Source organism: Rhizobium sp. AN5, from assembly GCF_900215255.1.
Classification (GTDB): domain Bacteria; phylum Pseudomonadota; class Alphaproteobacteria; order Rhizobiales; family Rhizobiaceae; genus Agrobacterium; species Agrobacterium tumefaciens.
On sequence record NZ_OCMJ01000002.1, the window covers coordinates 248,312 to 268,119 of the forward strand.

Here is a 19,808-nt window from a genome sequence, read left to right on the forward strand (position 1 = left end):
TCAGCCCTGCTTCTTGATGAATTGATCTGGAACGCGGCAAAGACGAGCGGTAACCGTGATGTCGCCGAAGTTTCCGTTGACGGATACACCCGTAATGGGCGTCGGAAACTCGTCGTTCAGCATCAGGTAAAACGTGCCGTCATCGACGAAACGAGGAAAGCCGCCTAGCGTCAGCGTATCCTCATCGCCATCGCGATAACGCACGGTGACAGTCATCTGGTTCAGGCCAGCCTGCGAGGTAGCGAACTCCAGATACGCGTCCCCATATTGCTGCCCCCTGAGGTCTGCGGCGGCAAGCAACACCGTCTCGCCATTGATTTTCTTCGGCTGAGAGTTCGCGATGCTGCTGTTACCCTCGCAGGAGCCGTAGACGGCCGCCAGCAATTGGCGCGATGCCTGGAACATCGTCTGGTCCACGGCATAATATGACGGCGCCTCCCAGATGATCAGCGGAGCCGGCTTTTCATGAAAGCCTTTAGAGAACACGAGAGTCGCAAGAGACGAGATGAACTGCGCGCCGTTTTCGGCATAGTTCGTGATATCCAGACCGGTTTCCTGCGCCAGAAAGCCCGCAAAATTGAATTCAGGCGTTGCACTGAAAGAGGAGCCGACGAGAGCAACCGGTGAGGAGGTTTCGGCAACATTCCCCAGAAGATCGCTCGCATCATCTGCCGATCGCGTTGTCTGCCAGACCGTTTCCTTCTCGGGCTCCACCGCGCTGCCGCACAGGGCCTGAATTTCGTGGCCCATCGGCGCGATGTAATCGAGACTGCCGACAGCCTTGGTCTCGAAATTGTAGGTAGACAGGGATGGGTATTCGGCGAGCTTCTTTATCGTTTCGGCGGCAGCGGAAGCAACCAGACGGGCGCCGGATGACGTCCAGTGATGGTCCCGCGCAAAGAAGAAATTGTCCCTTGCCTGATGATCGTCAATCGCCTTGAGAACATCTACCGTCGTGATGCCGTTCTTTTGCAACTGCGCGACATAGTGACGGAACTCCTGTTCCGCAGCGGGGGCATTGTAGCGTGCCTGGATCTCGTCGCTATCATCGAGTTTCGCTTGCTGTACGATACCGCGGGACGGCACCGGCATGAAAACAAGTTCCGTTCCCTTGATGCGCAACGCATCGGAAATGGCGCGCAGGGAGACCATCGTTTCCGACGTTCTGACGAAGAACTCTTCAAAATCCGTATTGGTACGGAAAAACACGCCGTCGAGCCCTTCGGCCAGATTGAATTCCGTTTTTTTGTTGCCGATATCCGGGCAGGCCTTGCCTGCAAAAGCAGGCGTTGCGGCGAAAACGAACAACGCACTCATGAAACGGAGGGCGAACCGGCTCGCCTCACCTGCACCGCAAAGATGGTAAACCTCAAGGCTCTTCGTTTTCATCGACCACCTCCATCTTGGGTATCTCGAAACGGGGATCAGCCGCCGCCATCTTCATCAGAATTTTGTTGGCCTGATTGTGCTTGAGCGCCTGCGCGCGCCTCAACCAGAGGAGCCCCTCTGCCCGCAGGGCTTCGGAACTGTCTGCGCGAAGGACGAGTGCCGTCTGAAACATGGCGGACGGATTGTTGGCGGCTGCCGCTCGGGCCAGCCATTCATTCGCCTTGTCAGCGTCCCGTTCGACGCCCTGCCCCGACCTGTACGCCTCATAGAGCCGATACATGGCGAGCGGACCTTCTTCCGTGCGTGTCGCTGCGGCTTTCTCCAACCAGCCAATGCCCGCCTCGCCATCATGCGGAACACCGAATCCGGAGAGCAGAGACAGCCCGACATCGATCATCGCCGCCGCGTCGCCGCGCTTTGCACCCTTGTAATTAAGGGCAAATGCCGCTTCCGGATCGATGGGTGCGGCGAAACCGGAACTTTCCAGCGCCGCGAGATCGTGCCATGCACGATCAAAACCGGCATCTGCCGCCGCCTGCAAATTCTGTTTTGCAAGCTCCCTGTTCTGCGGCACTCCTGCACCCCAGAGATATGCGAGACCGAGTTCGCGCCGCGCCGAACGGCTGCCGGCGTCGCTTGCGGTTCGCAGGTAGTCGGCGGCGCGCGTCTTGTCGATGTCGACGCCAACGCCATCGGCATACATGCGGGCAAGCTTCAGGTTGAGCGATGGGTTTTTCGGCTGCACGGCAAGTGCTCGATCGTAATAGGACAAAGCCTTGGACGGGTTGGCAGGTGTATGAACGCCATCCAGCAGAAGATCGGCCATCATGATCGTGGCTTCGACGTCGCCATTGGCGATCCCTTCTTCGAGAACACGCTGCGCCTCTCCAAAATTCCGTTCGCTTTTCTCTTCACCGAGATATGTTGAAGCCAGCATGGCGGCCGCACCCGGATACCCCGCACCTGCCATCTCCCTGGCGAGGTTGGCACCCCGCAGGCTCAACAGCGAATCTGTTGATTTCAGCAGAGCACCGGCGAGCACGAAACGATCGGCAGACGAGAGATCGGGAATGGTTGCAGCAAGTTCCAGAAACTCTCTTGCCTTGCCGCTCTCTCCACCTTCCAGCGAAAGAACATCAAAGAGATCGATCGCCGCAGAGAAACTCCCGGCTCGCGCCGCTGTTTCCAGAAGCGGAACTGCTTCCTCCAAACGGCCATTCGCTCTCAGAAAACGTGCCATCTCGACCGATGCCTCGACATCGCCCCTGTCGACCGCCCTCTGGAAAATCGCATGTGCCTTTTCAAACGCATCTGGACCGCCGACGCGCATGTGCAGATTTGCAAGCTCTATGAGACCATCCGTCCTGCCCCTTGCAGCCGCTCTTTCCAGATATTCCGTCGCCTTGCCGACATCGACCGGAACGATCTGCCCTTCCGCGTAAAGCTTACCGAGCTTCAGCATCGCCGCATCGCTGCCAAGGATATCGGCCTTCTCCAACCATCCCATCGCGAGAATTTTTCGCTCCGGGTCTGAAGACAGAAGAGCGGCCTCTGCCAGCCTGTTCAGCACACGAACTGACGACCGTACCGCAAGCGCTTTCGAATACCACGCCATGGCATCGTCGATATCGACCGTCTGGCCGATACCATGAAGACTGAAATCGCCCCTCAGCACGATTGCGTTGATGCTGCCGGCTGCGGCGGTGGCGACAAGCCCGTTGCGGGCCGCTGTCAGACTTTCTTCCGTCCGCAATTCAGGCTTTTCGAGAAGCAATTGCGCTAAAAGGACTGTGCCATCCTTGGACTGGCGCGCCAACGTTAACCCATAAATATCCAGTGCTTTTCGCGCATCAGCGATAACACCGTCCCCATCACGGAACATCGTGCCGATGCGCAGAAGCGCATCCACATCGCGCGTCGCGCCATTCATCACCTGGGCGAACAGATCGTCGGAAAGCTTCTTGCGGTTTTCCAACGTGTTCTGAAGTTGAACGGAGAAATAGAGGACGGCCTTGGCATCTTTGATGCCAGCGAGACGCCGCATCCATTTATCGAAGATCGCTTGATCGACATTGATGTCGCCGCTCTCGGTAAAGTCCTTGACCAGTTCCTGCGCCGCCTCGACATCGCCGGTCTCGGCCGCCCGGTCGAGATAATCCGCCGCCTCAGCGGGATTGAACAGGCTGGTCGCGGAATCCATTTGCAGACGCGCGATCCAGAAGATCGATCGCTTGTGCCCAAGCTCGCCCGCTTTCCGATACCAGCCCAGTGCCGCTTGTAACGCCTCATCGGAATTCGCATTTTCCCGGTAGTAGGTCGCAAGGTCATAAGCCGCGCGCTCATCGCCGGACGCCGCACGCCGCTCAAGCAGCCCGATGCCGAAGCGGGTCATCGATTGTGCTTCGGTCTCAGGCGTTCCAGCCAGACCGGCCAACTCGAAAGCGGCCGCGCCATAACCGAGCCGCAGCGCCAGTTGCAGCCGGGCTTTCGCATCGGTAGACCCGAGCTGCCGCTCCACCATCGTCCGCCCGGCAATATAGGCTGCCTCGGCGACCCCCGCCCGGCCAGCCTCTTCCAGAAGCGACAGGGCCCGATTGATATCAAACGAACCGCCCTCTCCCGCAAGCAGCATCTTCGCCAGCGTCAACCTGGCTGCGGACTGGTGTGGGCCGGGGATGGTCAGCGCGGCCTCGAGGACAGTCCGTGCCTTGCCGAAGTCGGACACAAGCAACGGATTTTGCGCATCGACCGGCACGCCTGCCCGCAGCAACCTTGCATAATCCAGCATGCCCTGACCGTCGCTCCGCTGCGAAAGCGCGGTCGCGGCTTCGATAAGTCTGCCCGGCACTTGCGCATCAGCGGCAGATACTGGAAGGCCGTTTAAAAACGTCGATCCAACCGTAAGAGCGAGGGTGAAAAGGTGACGCTTCATCATCACTTCCCCCAGAAACAGGTGGCATTGCCACCGACAAATTCATCGATCAACGGCCGTTCGGTCGCGGCATCCTTTTGCAACAGCGCAATCGCGCGCTGCATGGAGATGTTCTCGGCAGGAACGGCAGCCAAAGCTTCTAGGAATGCGAGATAGTGGCGACCATTGCCACGGTTATCGAGAAAGCCCGTATCCTGGTGAAGATAATCACGGCTTGGTCCGGGAATATAATTCTCGGCCGCATAGGCATTGACGAGAACCGGATCGTTGATGCCGTTCAGCCAATAACCGAAGACCGTCCAGATCGACCGTTTCACGGGGTTGGCATCGCCGGATGTCGTCACATAGAGGTTTTCGCCATGTCCGCGGGCAACCTCTGCCATCACCACCATGCTGGTCAGCGACTGCCGCATATACCAGAGCGCCCGTGCACCCCGGCGCGTTTCAAGCGGCAGCCCGCCATTGGCGCGCGCCTCATCGAGAATGGAGAGAAAGCGCGATCTGCCTTTTTCATAAAGGCCGTCATCCCCGACGATCCCGCCCCATGTCATCAGCACACTATCTGCCAGATACCGGTGATTGTTGACGTCGACGTCGCCGTTGAATGTCTGGTCGACGCGACGAACCAGCGGATCGAGCCATGTCTGGATTTTCGACCGTTCCCCGTCCGGCAAGTCGTCGCGAATGATCGAAAAAGCCGTGATGGCCGGCAAGAGTGCACGCTTCAGCGCATAATAAGCGTCGTGCCCCACCTCCGTTTTTTCGAAGGCGCCACGATCCGCCCAGGTGTTCAGAAGGGTACGCAGCATCTTGGTCGACGCGGCGTCACCGCCAAGCGAGCGCCCGGAAAGCACCATCACCGCCCAGGCGAACTGGGCACCGGCACGATCGCTGCCGTAACCGGCGGTCGGACGAAATCCATCGACGACCTCGAGATCAAGCCATTTGCTATCGGCCTTGATCGCAAGGCATTGTTTGCGAAGACGTCCCGAGGTATCGGCCGCGATTGCCGCCTTGCGGGCTGCGACATCGAAAAGACCGTCATAGGCAGGCGCAGCGGTTGCGGCCGAGGTGACGCAGAACCAGACACCGAGGGCGACAACGATTCCGTGTCTCAGAGGGGTTTTTGCGCCAGGAATCCCGGAGAATATTGCCATCAGCTTCGGCCTCCCGTCCCGTTGAAGTTCTCGTATTGAACGGAGTTTGAAACATTGGTGCAGGTGTCGGTCAGCGCATCTTCCGCGAAGATTGCGGATTGACCGTCGCCATCGAAAAACCCCGCATCGCGGAAACGGCAGGTATAGGCTTCCGGGCGTTTCGGTCGGCACACCGTCGAGGTTATCAACACGCTTTCGCGCTCGTTGAAGCGCAGCATGTGACCTTCCATCGCCCGACCATCGCCATCGATCAACCGGCCGACCTGATTGAGATAATCGTTGCCGGAGAGGCTGAAACCCGACGTACCGTCAACCTTGATGCCGCCGCCATTTCCATGGATGCGGTTGCCGCTGGCCGCAAAGGTCGTCAGCGGCAGATAGGGATCGAACTCGAAATCGCGCAATGCGTTTGCAGGGGATGTCCGCAAGTTACTGATATAACCGTGGATCGCATCCTGAGCGTTGTTTTCCAGAACATTCTCGTGAACGCCAACATCCCAACTGTTGCGGATCTTGATGCCCGCACGCTTGTTGTCGAAGAACCGGTTACCCACAGCCAGGTTGCAGCTGCTTTCGAAGAGTGTCAGGCCATCCTGTTTGTTGTCGAAGGCGACATTGGCATAAATGAAATTGTCGACGCTGTTGCGGTCGATCATGAAGCCCGACCCGGTGTTGGTGTGTGACACATTGCCGACGACCCAGGAAAAATTCACCTCACGCGAGACGATGATGCCGTGTTTGGCCTTGGTGTCATAGGTGGTGTTGAGGGCAATCAGAAGCCGATGAGAGCGGTCATGCGGGTCGATCGCGTAGAGCACGTTGTCGCGATATTCATTGCCCACGAGGCTGACCTCGTCTGCCTCGTAGGAATAGAAGCCATATTCGAAATTGTGGAAGAAATTGTCGACAACGACCCCGGTCGGCGCACGCGCGTCAGTTATCCGCTGCGCCACGGTCTTGGGACCGGCAGAAAAGGCCAGGCCGAAGGACTTGGGCGCTGCGTAACCCAGCGAATCCAGCACGGAGCCACCGATCATCAGCCGTGAGTTGCTCCAGCCGATGATATAAGGCCGGAAAACATGACGCTTTTCCTTGTCCGAGTAACGTGGCGTTCCGGTCGCCTCATCCCAGGATGTAACGGTCGTATCCTGGACGTAAAGCGTCCCAGCCACGGAAATGAAACTGCCGGCCGTCGCGGAAAGACGATAGGTGGCCGCTTCCTGTCCGGACAGGATCAATGTCGCCCCCTCCGCCACCAGAACAGGGGCGCGCAGTGTCACGACGTCGTTTTCGCGCGTGACCAACGGAAAACCGCCGCCAGCATCCAGTTCGCTTGCCAGACTGCCGAGAGTGTAGACGCCGCTCTGGATAACGATAATGCGCGGATAGGGAATGCCCTGCGCTTCGGCCGCGAAAGACAGCCCCGTATTGCCCGCAGCCAGATCTTCCATGAACTTGTCGCTATAGGGACTGAGATTGGCAAGCGTAACGGCGGCATGACCGGGTCGAGGCAAGGGCACATCCTTACGCACCATGCCGGCACGCACGGAAATGTCGGGATAGGTGTAGGTCTCGGGAAGGCTCATCCTGCCTTCCAGTCGGGCAAGTGTCAGCCTGCCATCGCTGAAGGCGGCAGCGGGTGTTACCTCTGCCACGGCCTCAAGCTTCGGTGCCTTTTGCATGGCCCGGTAGTCGCCCGGGCTCCCTTTGCCCCAGCCGAGATTACGCACATCAAGAGACCGAAAATTAGCTTCCGCGATGGAACGCGCCGTGCGGACACGCAACATGTGATCCTTCAGCGTGGTCGCCTGAACCGATGCGAATCTGAGCATCGCCGGATTTGCCGCAGCCGCAACCAGAACTTCGGCCTTGAGCGCCTCATCCTCCCCTGCACCGGCGAATGACGCGAGATAGGTCAATGCCTCACCGCCGAAGCCATCCAGCGCAGCACGTTTGCCAATCATGCTGGCGGCCCGCGCCTTGATCTTTTCGTCGGCAATACGATCAATCAGTTGCTTGGCTGCGTCGGTCTTGCGCGCATCGGTCAGCACTTCGACGATCTTCAGATAACCCTTGTCGCGGTTATCTTTTTTGTCCTCACCAGCTGCAACTTTCACCGCTTCGCCGACCAGCGCATCGAAATCGCCGTTGCCCTTGCTGTCATTGGCAACCGAGGCAAGCCGCAGCAGCGCCTCTATCCGGAACTCCGTGTCCTGAATGGAAAGGGCAACCGACTTCGCATCATCCGTCTCGCCCTTTTTGGCAAGCGTGCGCGCCAGTTCGGACTGCACACGTCCTTTGTCACGGCTATTGGTGATGATTTCGATCGCGCTCTTGCCCGCCGAAATATCACCTTCCCGCACCTTCACGCGGGCGATACCGGCAACAGCCTTGTCGAGGTCATTGCCGCCTTGGAGAAAGGGCAGCAGCTTTTCCGCGTCCTTCAGCCTGTCGGCATCCGCCAGGCTTTTGGCGAGATTGGCAATCGTGTTGCCGCCATCCTTCGCCGTACGCAATTCCTGCACCAGCGCCAACGCGTCATCCAGTCGCTCCAGGCTGATGGCGCTCTCGGCCGCCGCCACCACCGCCACTCCCCGCTCAGGGCCGGACAGGCCGGCAAGAACGGCGTTTCCGTTGGCATAGGAAGCATCCGCCATCTTCGTCAGATCGTTCTTGGCGAACACCGTTGCCAGCGTGAAATCAAGCTCGGCGCGCAACGCGCTTTCCGGCAGGTATTCTGCCAGCTTTGCTGCATCCAGCCCACGCCCGGCCTCGATGCGCTGCTTGACGATCTTCTCGATCAGATCTTCCTGATCGCTGTTGTCCGCAAGACTGGTGGCCAGCACGGGCATCCATTCCAGCTTGCCTTCCCTGAGGGCCAGATCCGCTACATTGCCGACTGCCTTCTTGCGCGCTTCGGAATCTTCCGGATTGATCGCCAGCGCCCACAACAATGCCGACTCCAGATCGTCTTTCTCAAGGGCACCGACGCTCTGCGCCACAATGCTGTCCGAGGAAGCGGCGCTGACTTGTTTACCATCGATCTGCTTGCCCGCAAGAATTCGCAAAGACAGATCGTAGCGGGCATAACCACGCATGCGTGTTGGCCACATGCGCGAAACCGCCTTATCGGCAAGGGCGGAGGATATTTGAGGATCGATGATCGTGGCGGTCTGCGCCAGGGTGTTCAGCGCCGCGTTCTTTGCCGTCTCGTCCTTGATGAGATCGACACGGTCGGCTGCCTTTTCCATCAGGCTTATGGCATTCGGCTTGTCGCCCTTGGCAACGAGAGCGGCATAACCTCCCAGGGCAGCGACCTGCAATTCCGGCAGAGAAAGAGCTTCGATCAGCTCCATTGTCCGCACACGCATCTCGGTTCTTTGCTCCGGGTCCGCGATACGGCCCTTCATCTGCTCCTGCAATGCGGAGATACTGGCGGAAACCAGACTGTCGGCATCGATGCCACCGGAAGCCAGGCTGCTCAACGCAGTCTTTGCTTCGATGGAATTCGTCGCCATCCACGATTTCAGTTGCGCCATGCCAGCACGCGCCGCATCGAGAAACGCAAGGCGCTGCCGAGGATCTGTCGCACCATCGGCCTTCAGAACGTTCGCAGTAATGTCTGACACGGCGGCATCGGCTTTGCCCGACGCGGGTGCCTGCGTTGCCGAGGCCTGCTGGGCGAAAGCAACCGAGGAGGCAACTGGCCAGTGCCCGACGGTAAACACGAGGCAGATCGACAACGCCGCCATGCGCAGCGATAGCCAAGTGCTCGCCCTTTTCCGCAGCCACCGGCAATTGGAACTTGATAGGTGGATGATGTCGTGTGTCATCATGCTTCCTTCGTCAGGTCTGTGTCGTAAAAGCTGCTCGATAATTGCGTGCAGAACCGGAATTCTGACAACGGATGTCCCGTCAGAGACCAAGACGTCCCCTGCACATGAATTTCCTGCAACTGGCATGCAATATGGCTGCCGACCGGCGGCCCTTTGGCGGAGGGAGGCAAAACCTCCCGCAGCCACTCATTTCGGCAGGAGTCTGCTCGTCATATCCGCAAACCATTGGTTCAGACCGAACCACGGTCCGTTGTCGAAGCGAACGGCAGCGGGTGTACCGATTTCAGCCGACAGGTCATGTCCGCCAAAATCGATCCTGACTGCTACCCGGTCGCTGGTCGCGGCGGACTGTTCGCTGACCTTTGGCAGTTTAGACACCACCACATCATGCAGAACCGTGCCTTGCGGCAGGTCCACGCTGACATGCGGCGCCTTATAGAGCGCCATCAGATGTGAACGATCCACCATGGCGACCACGTGCGGTTTGGCATCCGCATGACGCAGTCCCAACACCTGGGCTCCGACCTTGATCTGCGTATCGACAACCGGACCGGTGGGCTCGGCGGCGCAATCGCATGATGCGACAACCGATGTGCTTTGTCCGCTTTCGGTCAGAACGGTCAAAATCCGCTCACCACTTTTTACCGGTCCAGTCACCAGATTGGTGATGATGCCGTTGGCAGGTGCAAGAACCGGCACCGTATCGACCGTGACCACCGCACTATCGGCTTCGAAGACCCAGAGACGCTGATAGAGACTGCTTGCCAGAAACGCTGCAAGCGCGAGCGAGATGGCCAGCGTGGCGACAATACCCAAGGCTTTTCGGAATTTGCCAGCGCCCGGCACCACCTCGTCCGATTTTCGTGGCCGCAGCTTCACCTCGCCGGAAGCGCGCCTGGCGAAATCGAGAATGTCGTTACCCTCGACGATCTCGCCACTGAGATATGAATCGTGAATGTAACGCAGCATACGCTGCGCGGCCGGAGACGTATCGACGAACTTGAAACCCGTACGGCCGGTTTCCGCGCTAGAATGACGCACTTCCGCTTTCACGGGCAACAGCATGTCGAAACCATCGAGAGGGATCTGCAACTGCAAGGGCAGCACTTGTCCTTCTTCGAAGGTGGCATCGCCTGTTGCGACACCCACCCCACCCAAAGACCAGTCGATCGAGGAATATCTGTGCTGATCGATCACGCATTTCAGCGGCAACTTGTAGCGCGCATGCTGGCGTTGCTCATCCGCTTCGAAACTCACGATGCTCATATTCATTTTGGGCTCCTTCGCGGGTCAGCGCATACCGAAAATCGCCGTCGTCGCCCCAAGCCCTGGGACCGACAATTGACCGACGAGCAACGATATGAGGGTTACAAACAGGGTAATCGATAAAACATGCATGTAGGTGGAAGAGGCGTTTTTCAGCGCGGCGGCTCGACCCGTGCCATTGGCGGATAGTGTTGTTTTCTGCCGCGTCCACTTCTGGCGATCGAGGTGGAAGAAAATGTATGTTTTTATGATCGAGCCGAAAACCTGATTGAAATAGATGAAAAAGGGATAGAAAATCGAAACCCGCGGCCGGGAATTGAACAGCATCAACGTCATGATGTAGCGGGTCAGCAGAACCCAGGCGAAATAGGCCGGGAAAATGAACGGGTTGTCGAAAAGCCCGATCAGGATGACCATGACAAGGCCGGCAAGCGACGTCCACATCGAGATGCGCTGATCGAAAATCGTCCACCAGGTAAAATGACCGATATGCCAGGGACCAAGTGCCAGTGCGCGGCTGTTCGTCCGCAGCATGTTGCCGAACCAGCGCGTCATCAATTGCGCCGCGGCCTGAAAAAAACCTGATGTCGGCGGGTCTTCGACTGTCGCGACGGTGACGTCGGGCACATACAGCATGTGATAACTGTTGCGCAGCAGCCAATACCAGCTCGACTTGTCGTCGCCGGTGAGGAACTTCAGCCTGCCAAGACGCCAGTGCTCGATATAGTCCCGTTCCACCTGCCGAATGAAATCGGAATTGGTGACGACAGAGGCTCGGAACATCGACATTCTGCCGGTCAGCGTCAGCACGCGCCTGGAAAGCCCGTTCGACGACATGAGAATATGGCGTTGCGCAAACCGCAAGGAATACCAGACGTGAAATGACGATTTTCCACGCACCCGCGAGGTTTCATCCGTGGTCAACGCACCAACGCGACCATCCGCGAAGAAACCGGCGCACCGATCTACGAGGTTTTCGGGCACAATGGAATCGCCATCGATAACTGCCACGACGTCATCGCTTCGCGGCTCCAGCTTGGAGACGGCCCGAAACGCATAGGCCAGCGCATCCCGCTTGCCGCTGCCATTGATGCGCACGATCACCAGACGGATATCCGTGTTCTCGCCGCAAATAAGGCGATGCATCGAACGGATCAGGCGCTGGTCGGACATTTCGACGATGGATGCGATGACCGTCGCACCGCCGCGAGACGCAAGCGCTGCGCGGAATGCGGCGCGATAGACCTCGGCTGTTGTGTCGCCGTCGATGCGAAAACTGGTTACGATGAGATAGGCATGAGGCGCTTGCCCGTTTTCCGCACTCAGCTGGAGATGACGATCCGCTCGAATGCGCATTTTCGGGAAGACAACGCTACGGTAGATGTTGGACCGCACGAAATGCAGGATACCCCAGAAATACCGCCACACGGCCAGTGCGCCCAGACCGAACAAAAGACCCGCGTTTGCTCCAAAAAGCACGCCTTCCGGGACGATCACGATCAAGCTGGCGAGGCCAAGCACAAACAGCAAATGGGCTGGAAGGCTTTCGCTCCAATTGACGATAGCGGATTGCTCCCCCGCCTGAGAAACCGGCACTGTCGACAATCTATCAACAGGCAATACTTCATCAGGAAGACCGAGCACTCTCTTTTCGAGATAGTGTCTCATAGCATAATCCTTCAATGAAATAAATTTACAAAACTTACGATCAAAACTCGAAGTAAATTATATGAAATTCGCTATATATTCGTATATTATATGTTATTAATGGAATTAATCAAACTATAAATCATTATACACAGCGTAAAATTCATATATTTATACGATATCATCCAGATACCGTACCGGTATCTCCCACAGCACGACTTTTGGTGCTGCTTGCGAGCGAAGTTTCTCCAGAAAATCCTGCATGGGCGCAAAAGGCCCCTTTCCTTCCCTGGCATAGTTGAGAACATCCACCTCGCATGTCGTTTTCAACTGATCTTCAAACGACCAGAGCGGATTCGCGCTATAGCTCGTCCCGACCAGCACGACCTGATCCGCCGGTCCAGCTCCAGCCTCGCCATCAGCAAATAATGCATCGGCATGATCCGCCCTGGCCGCAGCCGATATCGGCTGAATAATGTCTAAGCCCGTGCCGGCTCCGGACAACATCCAGCCGGCATCGACAAACTTTGCGAGGTCGCCAACATGGTTGACGTCGTGCTGGGATACACTGTCAAAAACAGTTTTCATCAACTGATCGCGACGGGGAATGGCGGCACACACCGCCTTGGCCGCCAGACCGCTGCCTTTGACCGTCCAATGCGTATCCGATCGCAGAAAAAGTTCTTCAGGCTTTGCCGAACTGAACGTCGCGGCCACGTCTGCCGCCGCGATCCCCTTCTTGTTCAGGAAGGCCATAAATCTCTCGTAGAGATCGGCATTGGTTTCCGGTAAAACGTTACTGCCCAACTGCCCGGCCACGACTTGCGCTTTGGGCGGAATCGGCACGATAACCAGAATAGTGCCTTTTTCCGCCAATATCGAGCGAACATCCGCAATCGTCTGGAAAGACGTTGCAAGATTGGCCTCCGATGTCCGGCTCCACGCAAACTCCTCCGCCGTGAAAAGCCAACCGCTCCGGCCAATGATTGCACCTTTCCTGGCTTCCCCGAAAACACCGAGAGAAACTGCATTAAAAAACTCGACGGCGAAATTGCTGAACGGCAATTCGCGCTCGTAGCCCTCTTCAAGCCGACTGGCGACTTTCCCGGTCCAGATATCGGCAAGATCATCCACTTTCAGGTCCTCATCCGGTATATCGACCACATAATTGGCGGTAATTCCGGCACCAGTCAGCAAAAGAAAGAGAACCGACGCGGTTGAAAGCAAACGTGGTGAGATCATGCGCCGTACTCCCTAAAACTGAAAATAGAGGAAGGGTGAATCATTGTCGGCCGTCAGCTTCAATATCGAAATCATGCCAAAAAAACAGACAATGCCCGTTGCCGCCAAAGCCACGCCCGCAGTCGACGGATGAAGCGGCATATGGATCAATCGCTCGGCCGGGAAAGTCCGGTTGAACCACGGCTCAATAAACACCACCGCCACACCAACGGCCAGGGAAGCAAGAGCGAAGTTCTTGATCTGCCACGCAATATCCGGCTGGATATCAAACCCGTTGAAACCTGACAGTCCGCGATACATGTCAACCGCGCTGTGCACGTCGAGCGATCGGAACATGACCCACCCGAGCATGACCAGCAACAGGGTGCCACCCAACGCCACGACAGAGCGTTTATCGGACGGCTTGACCCCGAGCAGGCGCTCCAATGCCAGAAGCCCACCGTGCCAGACACCCCACAGTATGAAGGTCCAGTTCGCGCCATGCCACAGTCCGCCCAGCACCATTGTAATGAACAGGTTGAAATACGTCCTTACGGTTCCCAGCCGGTTTCCGCCGAGTGGAATATAGAGATAATCCCGCAGCCAGGCCGACAGGCTGAGATGCCAGCGACGCCAGAATTCCGTGATGGAACGGGAAACATAGGGACAGTCGAAATTTTCGATAAAGCGGAATCCCATCATCATTCCCAATCCGATAGCCATGCTGGAATAGCCCGAAAAATCGAAATACAGCTGTATCGAATAAGCGATGGTTCCAAGCCAGGCCTCGGCAAATGTCGGGTCGGCTTTTGCGAATATCGCATCCGCTATAGGTGCCACGGAATCCGCAATCAGTACTTTTTTGGCCAGCCCTGCAAAAAACCGAATGCCACCTTCGGCAAAAAGCTCGAGCGAATGCTGGCGATATGTGAACTGATGGGCAAGGTCCTTGTAACGCAGGACAGGACCGGCAACCAATTGCGGAAACAGGGCCTTGAATGCTGCAAAATCGAAAAAGTTCTGCGCTGGTGGCGCGTCTTTCCTATAAATATCGATAAGGTATGAGATCGCCTGAAATATATAAAAAGAGATGCCAATCGGTAGCAGGATTCGTGCATGCCACGATTTGAACGGGTCACCGCCATTGAAGAGGTCGGCGAGGCTGTCCATGAAGAAATTGCAGTATTTGAAATAACCGAGCACAAGTAAAGGCCCGGAAATCGCAGCAATCAGCAATCTTTTGCGCGCTTGCGCCGTGCGTTCCACATAGATCAGCTTTCCGAAGATATAGCTCCAGAGCGTCACGAGGAAAAGCAGGGCAAGGTAATCTATCCTCCACCATCCGTAGAACAGGTAGGAAAACAGAAGTATAACGAGTGATTTGTACCGGAATGGAACGGAAAAATAGACACCGAGCGCAATCGGTAAAAACATAAATATGAATAAGCTTGATGAAAAAACCATCTTTATCGACTTTCTTCATGAAGGTCGAAATTAATATTCGTATATAAGAATATGAAATTATGCAGGAGTCAACAACCTGTTAATAAAAAATTAAACTACTTGTTGTTGACCCGCACATGGGCCGGTGTTGATGCGCTCCGACTACGCTTGAAGTCGAAAGGAATCATACCAAAGCGGTATCATTTGGATACGATCGCTGCTTGGGCGCTTCGGTACGCATCCTCTTTCCGAAACCCTCTGGCCTTCCGCCAATCATCACACCTCGTGGCAACCAGTGGCCTGCAGTCTACCAAACCGCACATCAGCTCCTCGCCTCAGGCAGCGTTGACGTAGTAATACGGGCCTCGTACTCCATGGTGCTGGTAGACGAATATCAGGATTGCACGATCAGCCAGCATAAGATCGCAAAAGCGCTTTCTCGCACAGTTCATGTGATAGTGTTCGGTGATCCCCCCACAGGGAATTTTCGATTTTGGGGTAGAACCGATTGTCAATTGGACCAATAACGTGCTGCCAACGTTTCCTCAGATCGATGAGCTAAAGACACCTTGGCGATGGACGAAAAAAGGAAACGACGCTCTCGCTGAGTGGCTGAATAAAAGTGGCGCCGCCGCCCACAGGACCAGCGCTATTGGAAGACCGATAATGCTCACCGCCGCAATCGTTGCCAATTGAGGGAAATTGATGACGAATATTGTCAGGGCCGTGAGGGCAAGAAGTACCGGAAAAAACGCCTTGTAGACCATATGCAGCACTACTCGAAATTGCGGTACATCCGCTCGGCGGGTTAGTTACCTCATTCGCTATTGCCGGCGGTTGCTGTTGTAAAGCAAAGTCGGCTGGCATGATTAACGCGAGAGGATTGTTGGATTCACTCGCGACACCGCATCAGTACCGCGCTTGCTACGCAATTCAAACAGCTGAGGCAGTTACCGGTCGGAGGGGAAAGAGGGATAAAGTCGGGTGACGACTGCTTTTCTCATGGCGGTGGCAAGACGATCATGGAAAATTTCAAGAGCCCGTCCTGCCTCGGTCGGTGAGAGCCAATTGCCAGAAAGACGCCAACGACGGACGAACAGCCAGTCGAGATCACTGCATCGTACGGATACAATGTTCGAACGAAGCTGTTCGAGCGTGAGAGGTCTCCTGACAGAGCTATGCCCCATCTCGGCGCATATTTCCCGATTGTAGGCCTTCGTCCTACGTTGCAAGAGAGCAGCGTCCTCGTCCGTAACCACAACAAGTCGGTCCATTTCTGAGCGGATATCGTCCGGCATATGGTCAATGGATGCTTCAACCGCCCCCACAAATCGATGATCGCCAGTGAAATCGATACCCCATTCGCTCACCCCGTATCGCCATAGGATCGTCTCAGCGTGCTCGGCCCAAAATCTGTCCTTCACCAAACCAAGTCCCTCCAGCAAACTAATCATCGCTGGCGTCGCAAGGGCTTCGCCGAGATTGTGGGAGGCGACGATTGTCACCACATTTTCCGGTTTCGTATCTCGCTGGAAGATGCGTAGTTTCATCCATTCTGCCCGCGCTCTCGTGGGGACAAGCGCAAAGAGATTTTTCTGCCCCGCAACATTCAGGACAGTAATGACAAGGTCATCCAAACGCGGCAGCGGCGTCGGCAAAATCGGCGGAATGCGTGGAACAGCGCCCCGCGGCGTCTCAGTCGCTTGCCCAAGTCTCACGACGGCATTGCAGCCCATCTGGTATCCAGAGATGAAATCGTGATGCCAGTCCTGATCCGCATTACCGGGCAGATTACCGACAAGAAATTTGGTGATTTTAGCCAGTAATTCTGGGGTTACCTCATCAATCACACAAACGCCCTCTATTGCCGCGGGGAATAGTCACAATTTGCTTGTAGGTTCATGAAGGAATGCACACTGTATGTGCCGCCCCGATTGTCAAACAAAAATCCGCACGACGCTTAGCTGGCCACGACAGAAGAAGCGGGGCAGCGCGAGCTCTTAGGCTCTTGAGGGGACATGAACCGTCGACCCGCTTGTCAACTGAGGGCATTCGCAATAAATTTTCGTTACTGGCCAAGGACTTGAATAGTCGCCGGCCTGGAACACGTCCCCAAAATATTGCTCATCACTCGAGACGACCCGAGGTAAAGGGCTCACTGCAGATAGCAAGCTAGCGCCGTATCCTCACGAAGATACCGGATGTGCCGGCGTTCGTCCTCGGTGTTCCAGAGAACGAGCACATGCTTGCAATCGGTCGTCTTGTATTCGTGGGTTGTCAAGGCGGCTTGCATCAGACTTAAGCCGGGAACCGACCGATCGAGCCAGAAGCGTGTGGAATTCGACAGGTCCTTCCGCGCCATTCTTATGCTCCTTCAATCGTTGCACGGGGCATTACAGGGCCATCGCATCCCGCAACGGCGATAGTCACAAGCGCCTGAACCAGATTCTCGATTGAGGAATTGTCGGGCGGCGTCGGTTGGATCAGCAGCTTGAACCAGACAAAGCTCGAGAATAGGTCGCTAATGAAGTCGGGATCGACGCTGCGGCTCGCCTGGCCGCGCTCTTGCGCCCGGCGTACGATCGCACCAACGATGCCTCGCCTCGGTTGGATGTAGATCTCATGAAGCTGACGCATTGCGGCTGGGTCGCTCTGAGCCTCCAGGACCAGTCCTGACAGAATGGTCGCGGCAGGTGTATCGTCGTAGATTGCCAGCAGCTTCCGTGTCATGACCGACAAATCGGAAAACAATTCTCCCGTATCCTCAGACAGATGCAGCGTATCAGCGAGCTGACAATAGACCTCGACATAAAGTGCAGCCTTGTTCGGCCACCATCGGTAGATCGTCTGCTTCCCAACGTTAGCAGAAGCTGCAATCTTCTCAATCGATACAGAGAGATATCCACCTTCCTCCGCCAACTTTGTAGCGGCGGATAGGATCGCGTCGTGAGCTCGTGCTGACCTGCGAGCTCCCCGTGGAGCCGAGTTTGTGATCGACGTTGTTGCCTGCATCAGTTCATCCACAATACGAGACGAACCGTCTCGTATTTATTTATGCTTTGCCTGAATAACGTTGTCAATTGACCAGTCGTTTAATGCTGTGAACCATGCCCATGAGGTCGGCATCGCCACGACGATCCCATGAAAACGGGCGCTGACGGGATTGGCTCTGAACCTCGATTTTTACCAATATCGACCGGCCCGCATGTGGTTGGCTTCCTCCTCGAAACAGGAGAATACCCATGCGCCAGCCATTTTATCACGCCAATCCGAACCAGCTAGAACTCGAGACGACAATCGTGGACAGCCGTCCGGGCCGTGTGGTGCTGGAGCAATCCCCGTTCTTTTTGGGGGGTGGAGGGCAGCTTCCTGATCTTGGAAAGCTCGTGCATCGAGGCGGTGAGGTCGAGGTCTCGGGCTTCGAGCATGATCAGGAGCGTGTCTGGCACATTCTCGCCGACCCTGCATTGGAACTCGCAGATGACGTGAGAGCGGAAGTCGATCCTGAGTTTCGCCGAATGATGCAGATCTTGCACACGGGTAGCCATGTGCTCAACGCCCTCGTCTTCCAAGAGTTCGAAGGGGCTTTGGTGACAGGAGCACAGCTTGCCGCTGACGGAAGCGTGCGCCTTGATTTCGATCTGCCCGAAGTCGACAACGACCGACTGAGGGCCATGGAATCGCAGATTGCCTCCGTCATCAAGAAAAATCTACCTGTTCGGGCACGATACGTAACACTCGCTGACGCGGAGCAGACGCCCGGCCTCATCAGATCGAAGTCGGCGACCCCTCCCCCGAGTGACGACGGTTTCATCCGCATTGTCGAGATCGAGGGCCTCGATGAGCAGGCTTGTGGCGGAACGCATCTCGAGAGCACCGGGCAGTCACCGGCTCTCCGCATTTTGAAGATCGACAACAAGGGGCGCCACAATCGCCGGGTTCGTCTTGGGATCGCATCGTGAGGGTCTGTCGATGCGCACTGCGATAAATTCACTGACTTCGGCGCTCTGGCAAAGTCCCCGTATCTTGCTGCCGCTGCCTCCTCTCTTCTGGGCCATAAACCTTCTTATTGGCCGCGCATTTGCTGCAAACCTTCCACCGTTCGGCCTGACGTTCTGGAGGTGGGCCGTGGCATCCGTGATCTTGGTTCCGATAGTCTGGGCGACCCTGAAACAACACCGAGAGGCGCTCCGCTCCTGCTGGAAGCTCATACTTGTCTGCACGGTCAGCGGTTTCATCTGCTATCCGGTTCTGAACTATTTTGGCCTGCACACGACCCCTGCGGCAAGCGCCTCGATATTGAACTCGACCTTGCCATTGATGGTGCCTCTGTTTGCGTGGCTTATCTCAGGAGATCGACCATCCGCACGCGTGGTCGGCGGTATCCTGATTTCGTTCGTCGGGGTGATCTGGATCGTATCACAGGGACACCCGTCGCGGGTGCTGGAGATCGGCGTCAGCCGTGGCGAGCTCCTCGTTCTCCTCGCCGTCGCCGGGTATGCGTTTTACTCAGTGTGCTTGCGTTTTCGACCTAAGGGGCTTCCCGACATGGCGTTTCTCGCTGCCATGAGTGTTGGCGCATGTGTCATCTCGATGCCGCCATGGATCGGCGAAGGACTGACCGGTCAGCATTTTCCCCTCGCCACATATTCGGTGCTTTCCGTTCTTTTCATAGGAATCTTCGCGTCGTTGCTCGGTGCGGCCTTCTGGAACCGCTGCATCGATCTGCTCGGCCCTAGCGTCACCGGGGCATCGTTTCATCTGATGCCCGTCTATGCCTCAGCGCTCGCGCTCACGTTTCTTGGTGAGCCGATCCACACCTTTCATCTCATCGGCATCGCGCTGATTTTGATCGGTTTTGCAATCGCCGTCCGGCTCAAGCCGCGCCCAGCTGCCCCCTCTTCAAACTGAAAATAG

14 protein-coding genes are annotated in these 19,808 nt (G+C 56.5%); 3 read left to right on the forward strand and 11 right to left on the reverse strand.

Going from position 1 to position 19,808, the window contains the following annotated elements; genetic code table 11:
- The 8 genes from CRP02_RS02085 to CRP02_RS02120 all read right to left on the reverse strand — a co-directional run bounded on the left by CRP02_RS02085 (nucleotide 1) and on the right by CRP02_RS02120 (nucleotide 14,912).
- Nucleotides 1-1,389 (reverse strand): alginate O-acetyltransferase, encoded by a 1,389-nt coding sequence (locus tag CRP02_RS02085; RefSeq protein ID WP_097099039.1) that lies wholly within the window; start codon nucleotides 1,387-1,389, stop codon nucleotides 1-3.
- Nucleotides 1,370-4,324, reverse strand: a complete 2,955-nt coding sequence (locus CRP02_RS02090) for a tetratricopeptide repeat protein (protein WP_097170061.1) — start codon at nucleotides 4,322-4,324, stop codon at nucleotides 1,370-1,372. The genes CRP02_RS02085 and CRP02_RS02090 overlap by 20 nt, the downstream gene beginning before the upstream one ends.
- Entirely contained in the window at nucleotides 4,324-5,478 is a 1,155-nt protein-coding gene (locus CRP02_RS02095; protein ID WP_097170062.1) for an alginate lyase family protein, read from the reverse strand. Before CRP02_RS02095 ends, CRP02_RS02090 begins: the two co-directional genes overlap by 1 nt.
- Nucleotides 5,478-9,314, reverse strand: coding sequence for a right-handed parallel beta-helix repeat-containing protein (locus CRP02_RS02100; RefSeq protein WP_179783912.1), 3,837 nt, complete (start codon nucleotides 9,312-9,314; stop codon nucleotides 5,478-5,480). Before CRP02_RS02100 ends, CRP02_RS02095 begins: the two co-directional genes overlap by 1 nt.
- A gap of 186 nt (nucleotides 9,315-9,500) precedes the next feature.
- On the reverse strand, nucleotides 9,501-10,586 hold the full coding sequence (locus tag CRP02_RS02105; RefSeq protein WP_097170064.1) for a PilZ domain-containing protein: 1,086 nt from the start codon (nucleotides 10,584-10,586) through the stop codon (nucleotides 9,501-9,503).
- A gap of 18 nt (nucleotides 10,587-10,604) precedes the next feature.
- On the reverse strand, nucleotides 10,605-12,248 hold the full coding sequence (locus CRP02_RS02110) for a glycosyltransferase (protein WP_323455304.1): 1,644 nt from the start codon (nucleotides 12,246-12,248) through the stop codon (nucleotides 10,605-10,607).
- 150 nt (nucleotides 12,249-12,398) lie between these two features.
- Nucleotides 12,399-13,469 carry an alginate O-acetyltransferase AlgX-related protein gene (locus tag CRP02_RS02115; RefSeq protein ID WP_097170066.1) on the reverse strand — a complete coding sequence of 357 codons (1,071 nt, stop codon included), beginning with the start codon at nucleotides 13,467-13,469 and terminating at the stop codon, nucleotides 12,399-12,401.
- Between the two features lie 12 nt (nucleotides 13,470-13,481).
- Nucleotides 13,482-14,912: an MBOAT family O-acyltransferase gene (locus CRP02_RS02120; RefSeq protein WP_097170067.1), complete on the reverse strand. Its 1,431-nt coding sequence runs from the start codon at nucleotides 14,910-14,912 to the stop codon at nucleotides 13,482-13,484.
- A 200-nt stretch (nucleotides 14,913-15,112) separates the two neighbouring features.
- On the opposite strand from CRP02_RS02120, the gene CRP02_RS28050 reads away from it, so the two are divergent.
- Nucleotides 15,113-15,418 carry a UvrD-helicase domain-containing protein gene (locus CRP02_RS28050; protein WP_414896228.1) on the forward strand — a complete coding sequence of 102 codons (306 nt, stop codon included), beginning with the start codon at nucleotides 15,113-15,115 and terminating at the stop codon, nucleotides 15,416-15,418.
- Nucleotides 15,419-15,841: 423 nt separating this feature from the next.
- Here the strand turns inward: CRP02_RS28050 and CRP02_RS02130 are convergent, their stop codons facing one another.
- From CRP02_RS02130 to CRP02_RS02140, 3 genes are all read right to left on the reverse strand, one after another.
- Nucleotides 15,842-16,741 carry a hypothetical protein gene (locus CRP02_RS02130; protein ID WP_097170069.1) on the reverse strand — a complete coding sequence of 300 codons (900 nt, stop codon included), beginning with the start codon at nucleotides 16,739-16,741 and terminating at the stop codon, nucleotides 15,842-15,844.
- Nucleotides 16,742-17,046: 305 nt separating this feature from the next.
- The gene (locus CRP02_RS02135; RefSeq protein ID WP_097170070.1) at nucleotides 17,047-17,253 is read right to left on the reverse strand and encodes a hypothetical protein; all 207 of its coding nucleotides are present in this window, start codon (nucleotides 17,251-17,253) and stop codon (nucleotides 17,047-17,049) included.
- A gap of 2 nt (nucleotides 17,254-17,255) precedes the next feature.
- The gene (locus CRP02_RS02140; RefSeq protein ID WP_143539302.1) at nucleotides 17,256-17,903 is read right to left on the reverse strand and encodes a TetR/AcrR family transcriptional regulator; all 648 of its coding nucleotides are present in this window, start codon (nucleotides 17,901-17,903) and stop codon (nucleotides 17,256-17,258) included.
- A 230-nt stretch (nucleotides 17,904-18,133) separates the two neighbouring features.
- Between CRP02_RS02140 and CRP02_RS02145 the strand changes: the two genes are divergently transcribed.
- Together CRP02_RS02145 and CRP02_RS02150 are read left to right on the forward strand one after the other, a co-directional pair.
- Nucleotides 18,134-18,853 carry an alanyl-tRNA editing protein gene (locus tag CRP02_RS02145; RefSeq protein WP_003519091.1) on the forward strand — a complete coding sequence of 240 codons (720 nt, stop codon included), beginning with the start codon at nucleotides 18,134-18,136 and terminating at the stop codon, nucleotides 18,851-18,853.
- A gap of 10 nt (nucleotides 18,854-18,863) precedes the next feature.
- The gene (locus tag CRP02_RS02150) at nucleotides 18,864-19,802 is read left to right on the forward strand and encodes a DMT family transporter (protein WP_097170072.1); all 939 of its coding nucleotides are present in this window, start codon (nucleotides 18,864-18,866) and stop codon (nucleotides 19,800-19,802) included.
- Nucleotides 19,803-19,808 lie beyond the last annotated feature (6 nt).

Coding starts and splice junctions, on each gene's coding strand:
- CRP02_RS02085 (WP_097099039.1), bottom strand. CDS start 1,389: ATGAAAACGAAGAGCCTTGAGGTTTACCATCTTTGCGGTGCAGGTGAG.
- CRP02_RS02090 (WP_097170061.1), bottom strand. CDS start 4,324: ATGATGAAGCGTCACCTTTTCACCCTCGCTCTTACGGTTGGATCGACG.
- CRP02_RS02095 (WP_097170062.1), bottom strand. CDS start 5,478: ATGGCAATATTCTCCGGGATTCCTGGCGCAAAAACCCCTCTGAGACAC.
- CRP02_RS02100 (WP_179783912.1), bottom strand. CDS start 9,314: ATGATGACACACGACATCATCCACCTATCAAGTTCCAATTGCCGGTGG.
- CRP02_RS02105 (WP_097170064.1), bottom strand. CDS start 10,586: ATGAATATGAGCATCGTGAGTTTCGAAGCGGATGAGCAACGCCAGCAT.
- CRP02_RS02110 (WP_323455304.1), bottom strand. CDS start 12,248: ATGAGACACTATCTCGAAAAGAGAGTGCTCGGTCTTCCTGATGAAGTA.
- CRP02_RS02115 (WP_097170066.1), bottom strand. CDS start 13,469: ATGATCTCACCACGTTTGCTTTCAACCGCGTCGGTTCTCTTTCTTTTG.
- CRP02_RS02120 (WP_097170067.1), bottom strand. CDS start 14,912: ATGGTTTTTTCATCAAGCTTATTCATATTTATGTTTTTACCGATTGCG.
- CRP02_RS02135 (WP_097170070.1), bottom strand. CDS start 17,253: ATGGCGCGGAAGGACCTGTCGAATTCCACACGCTTCTGGCTCGATCGG.
- CRP02_RS02140 (WP_143539302.1), bottom strand. CDS start 17,903: ATGCAGGCAACAACGTCGATCACAAACTCGGCTCCACGGGGAGCTCGC.
- CRP02_RS02145 (WP_003519091.1), top strand. CDS start 18,134: ATGCGCCAGCCATTTTATCACGCCAATCCGAACCAGCTAGAACTCGAG.
- CRP02_RS02150 (WP_097170072.1), top strand. CDS start 18,864: ATGCGCACTGCGATAAATTCACTGACTTCGGCGCTCTGGCAAAGTCCC.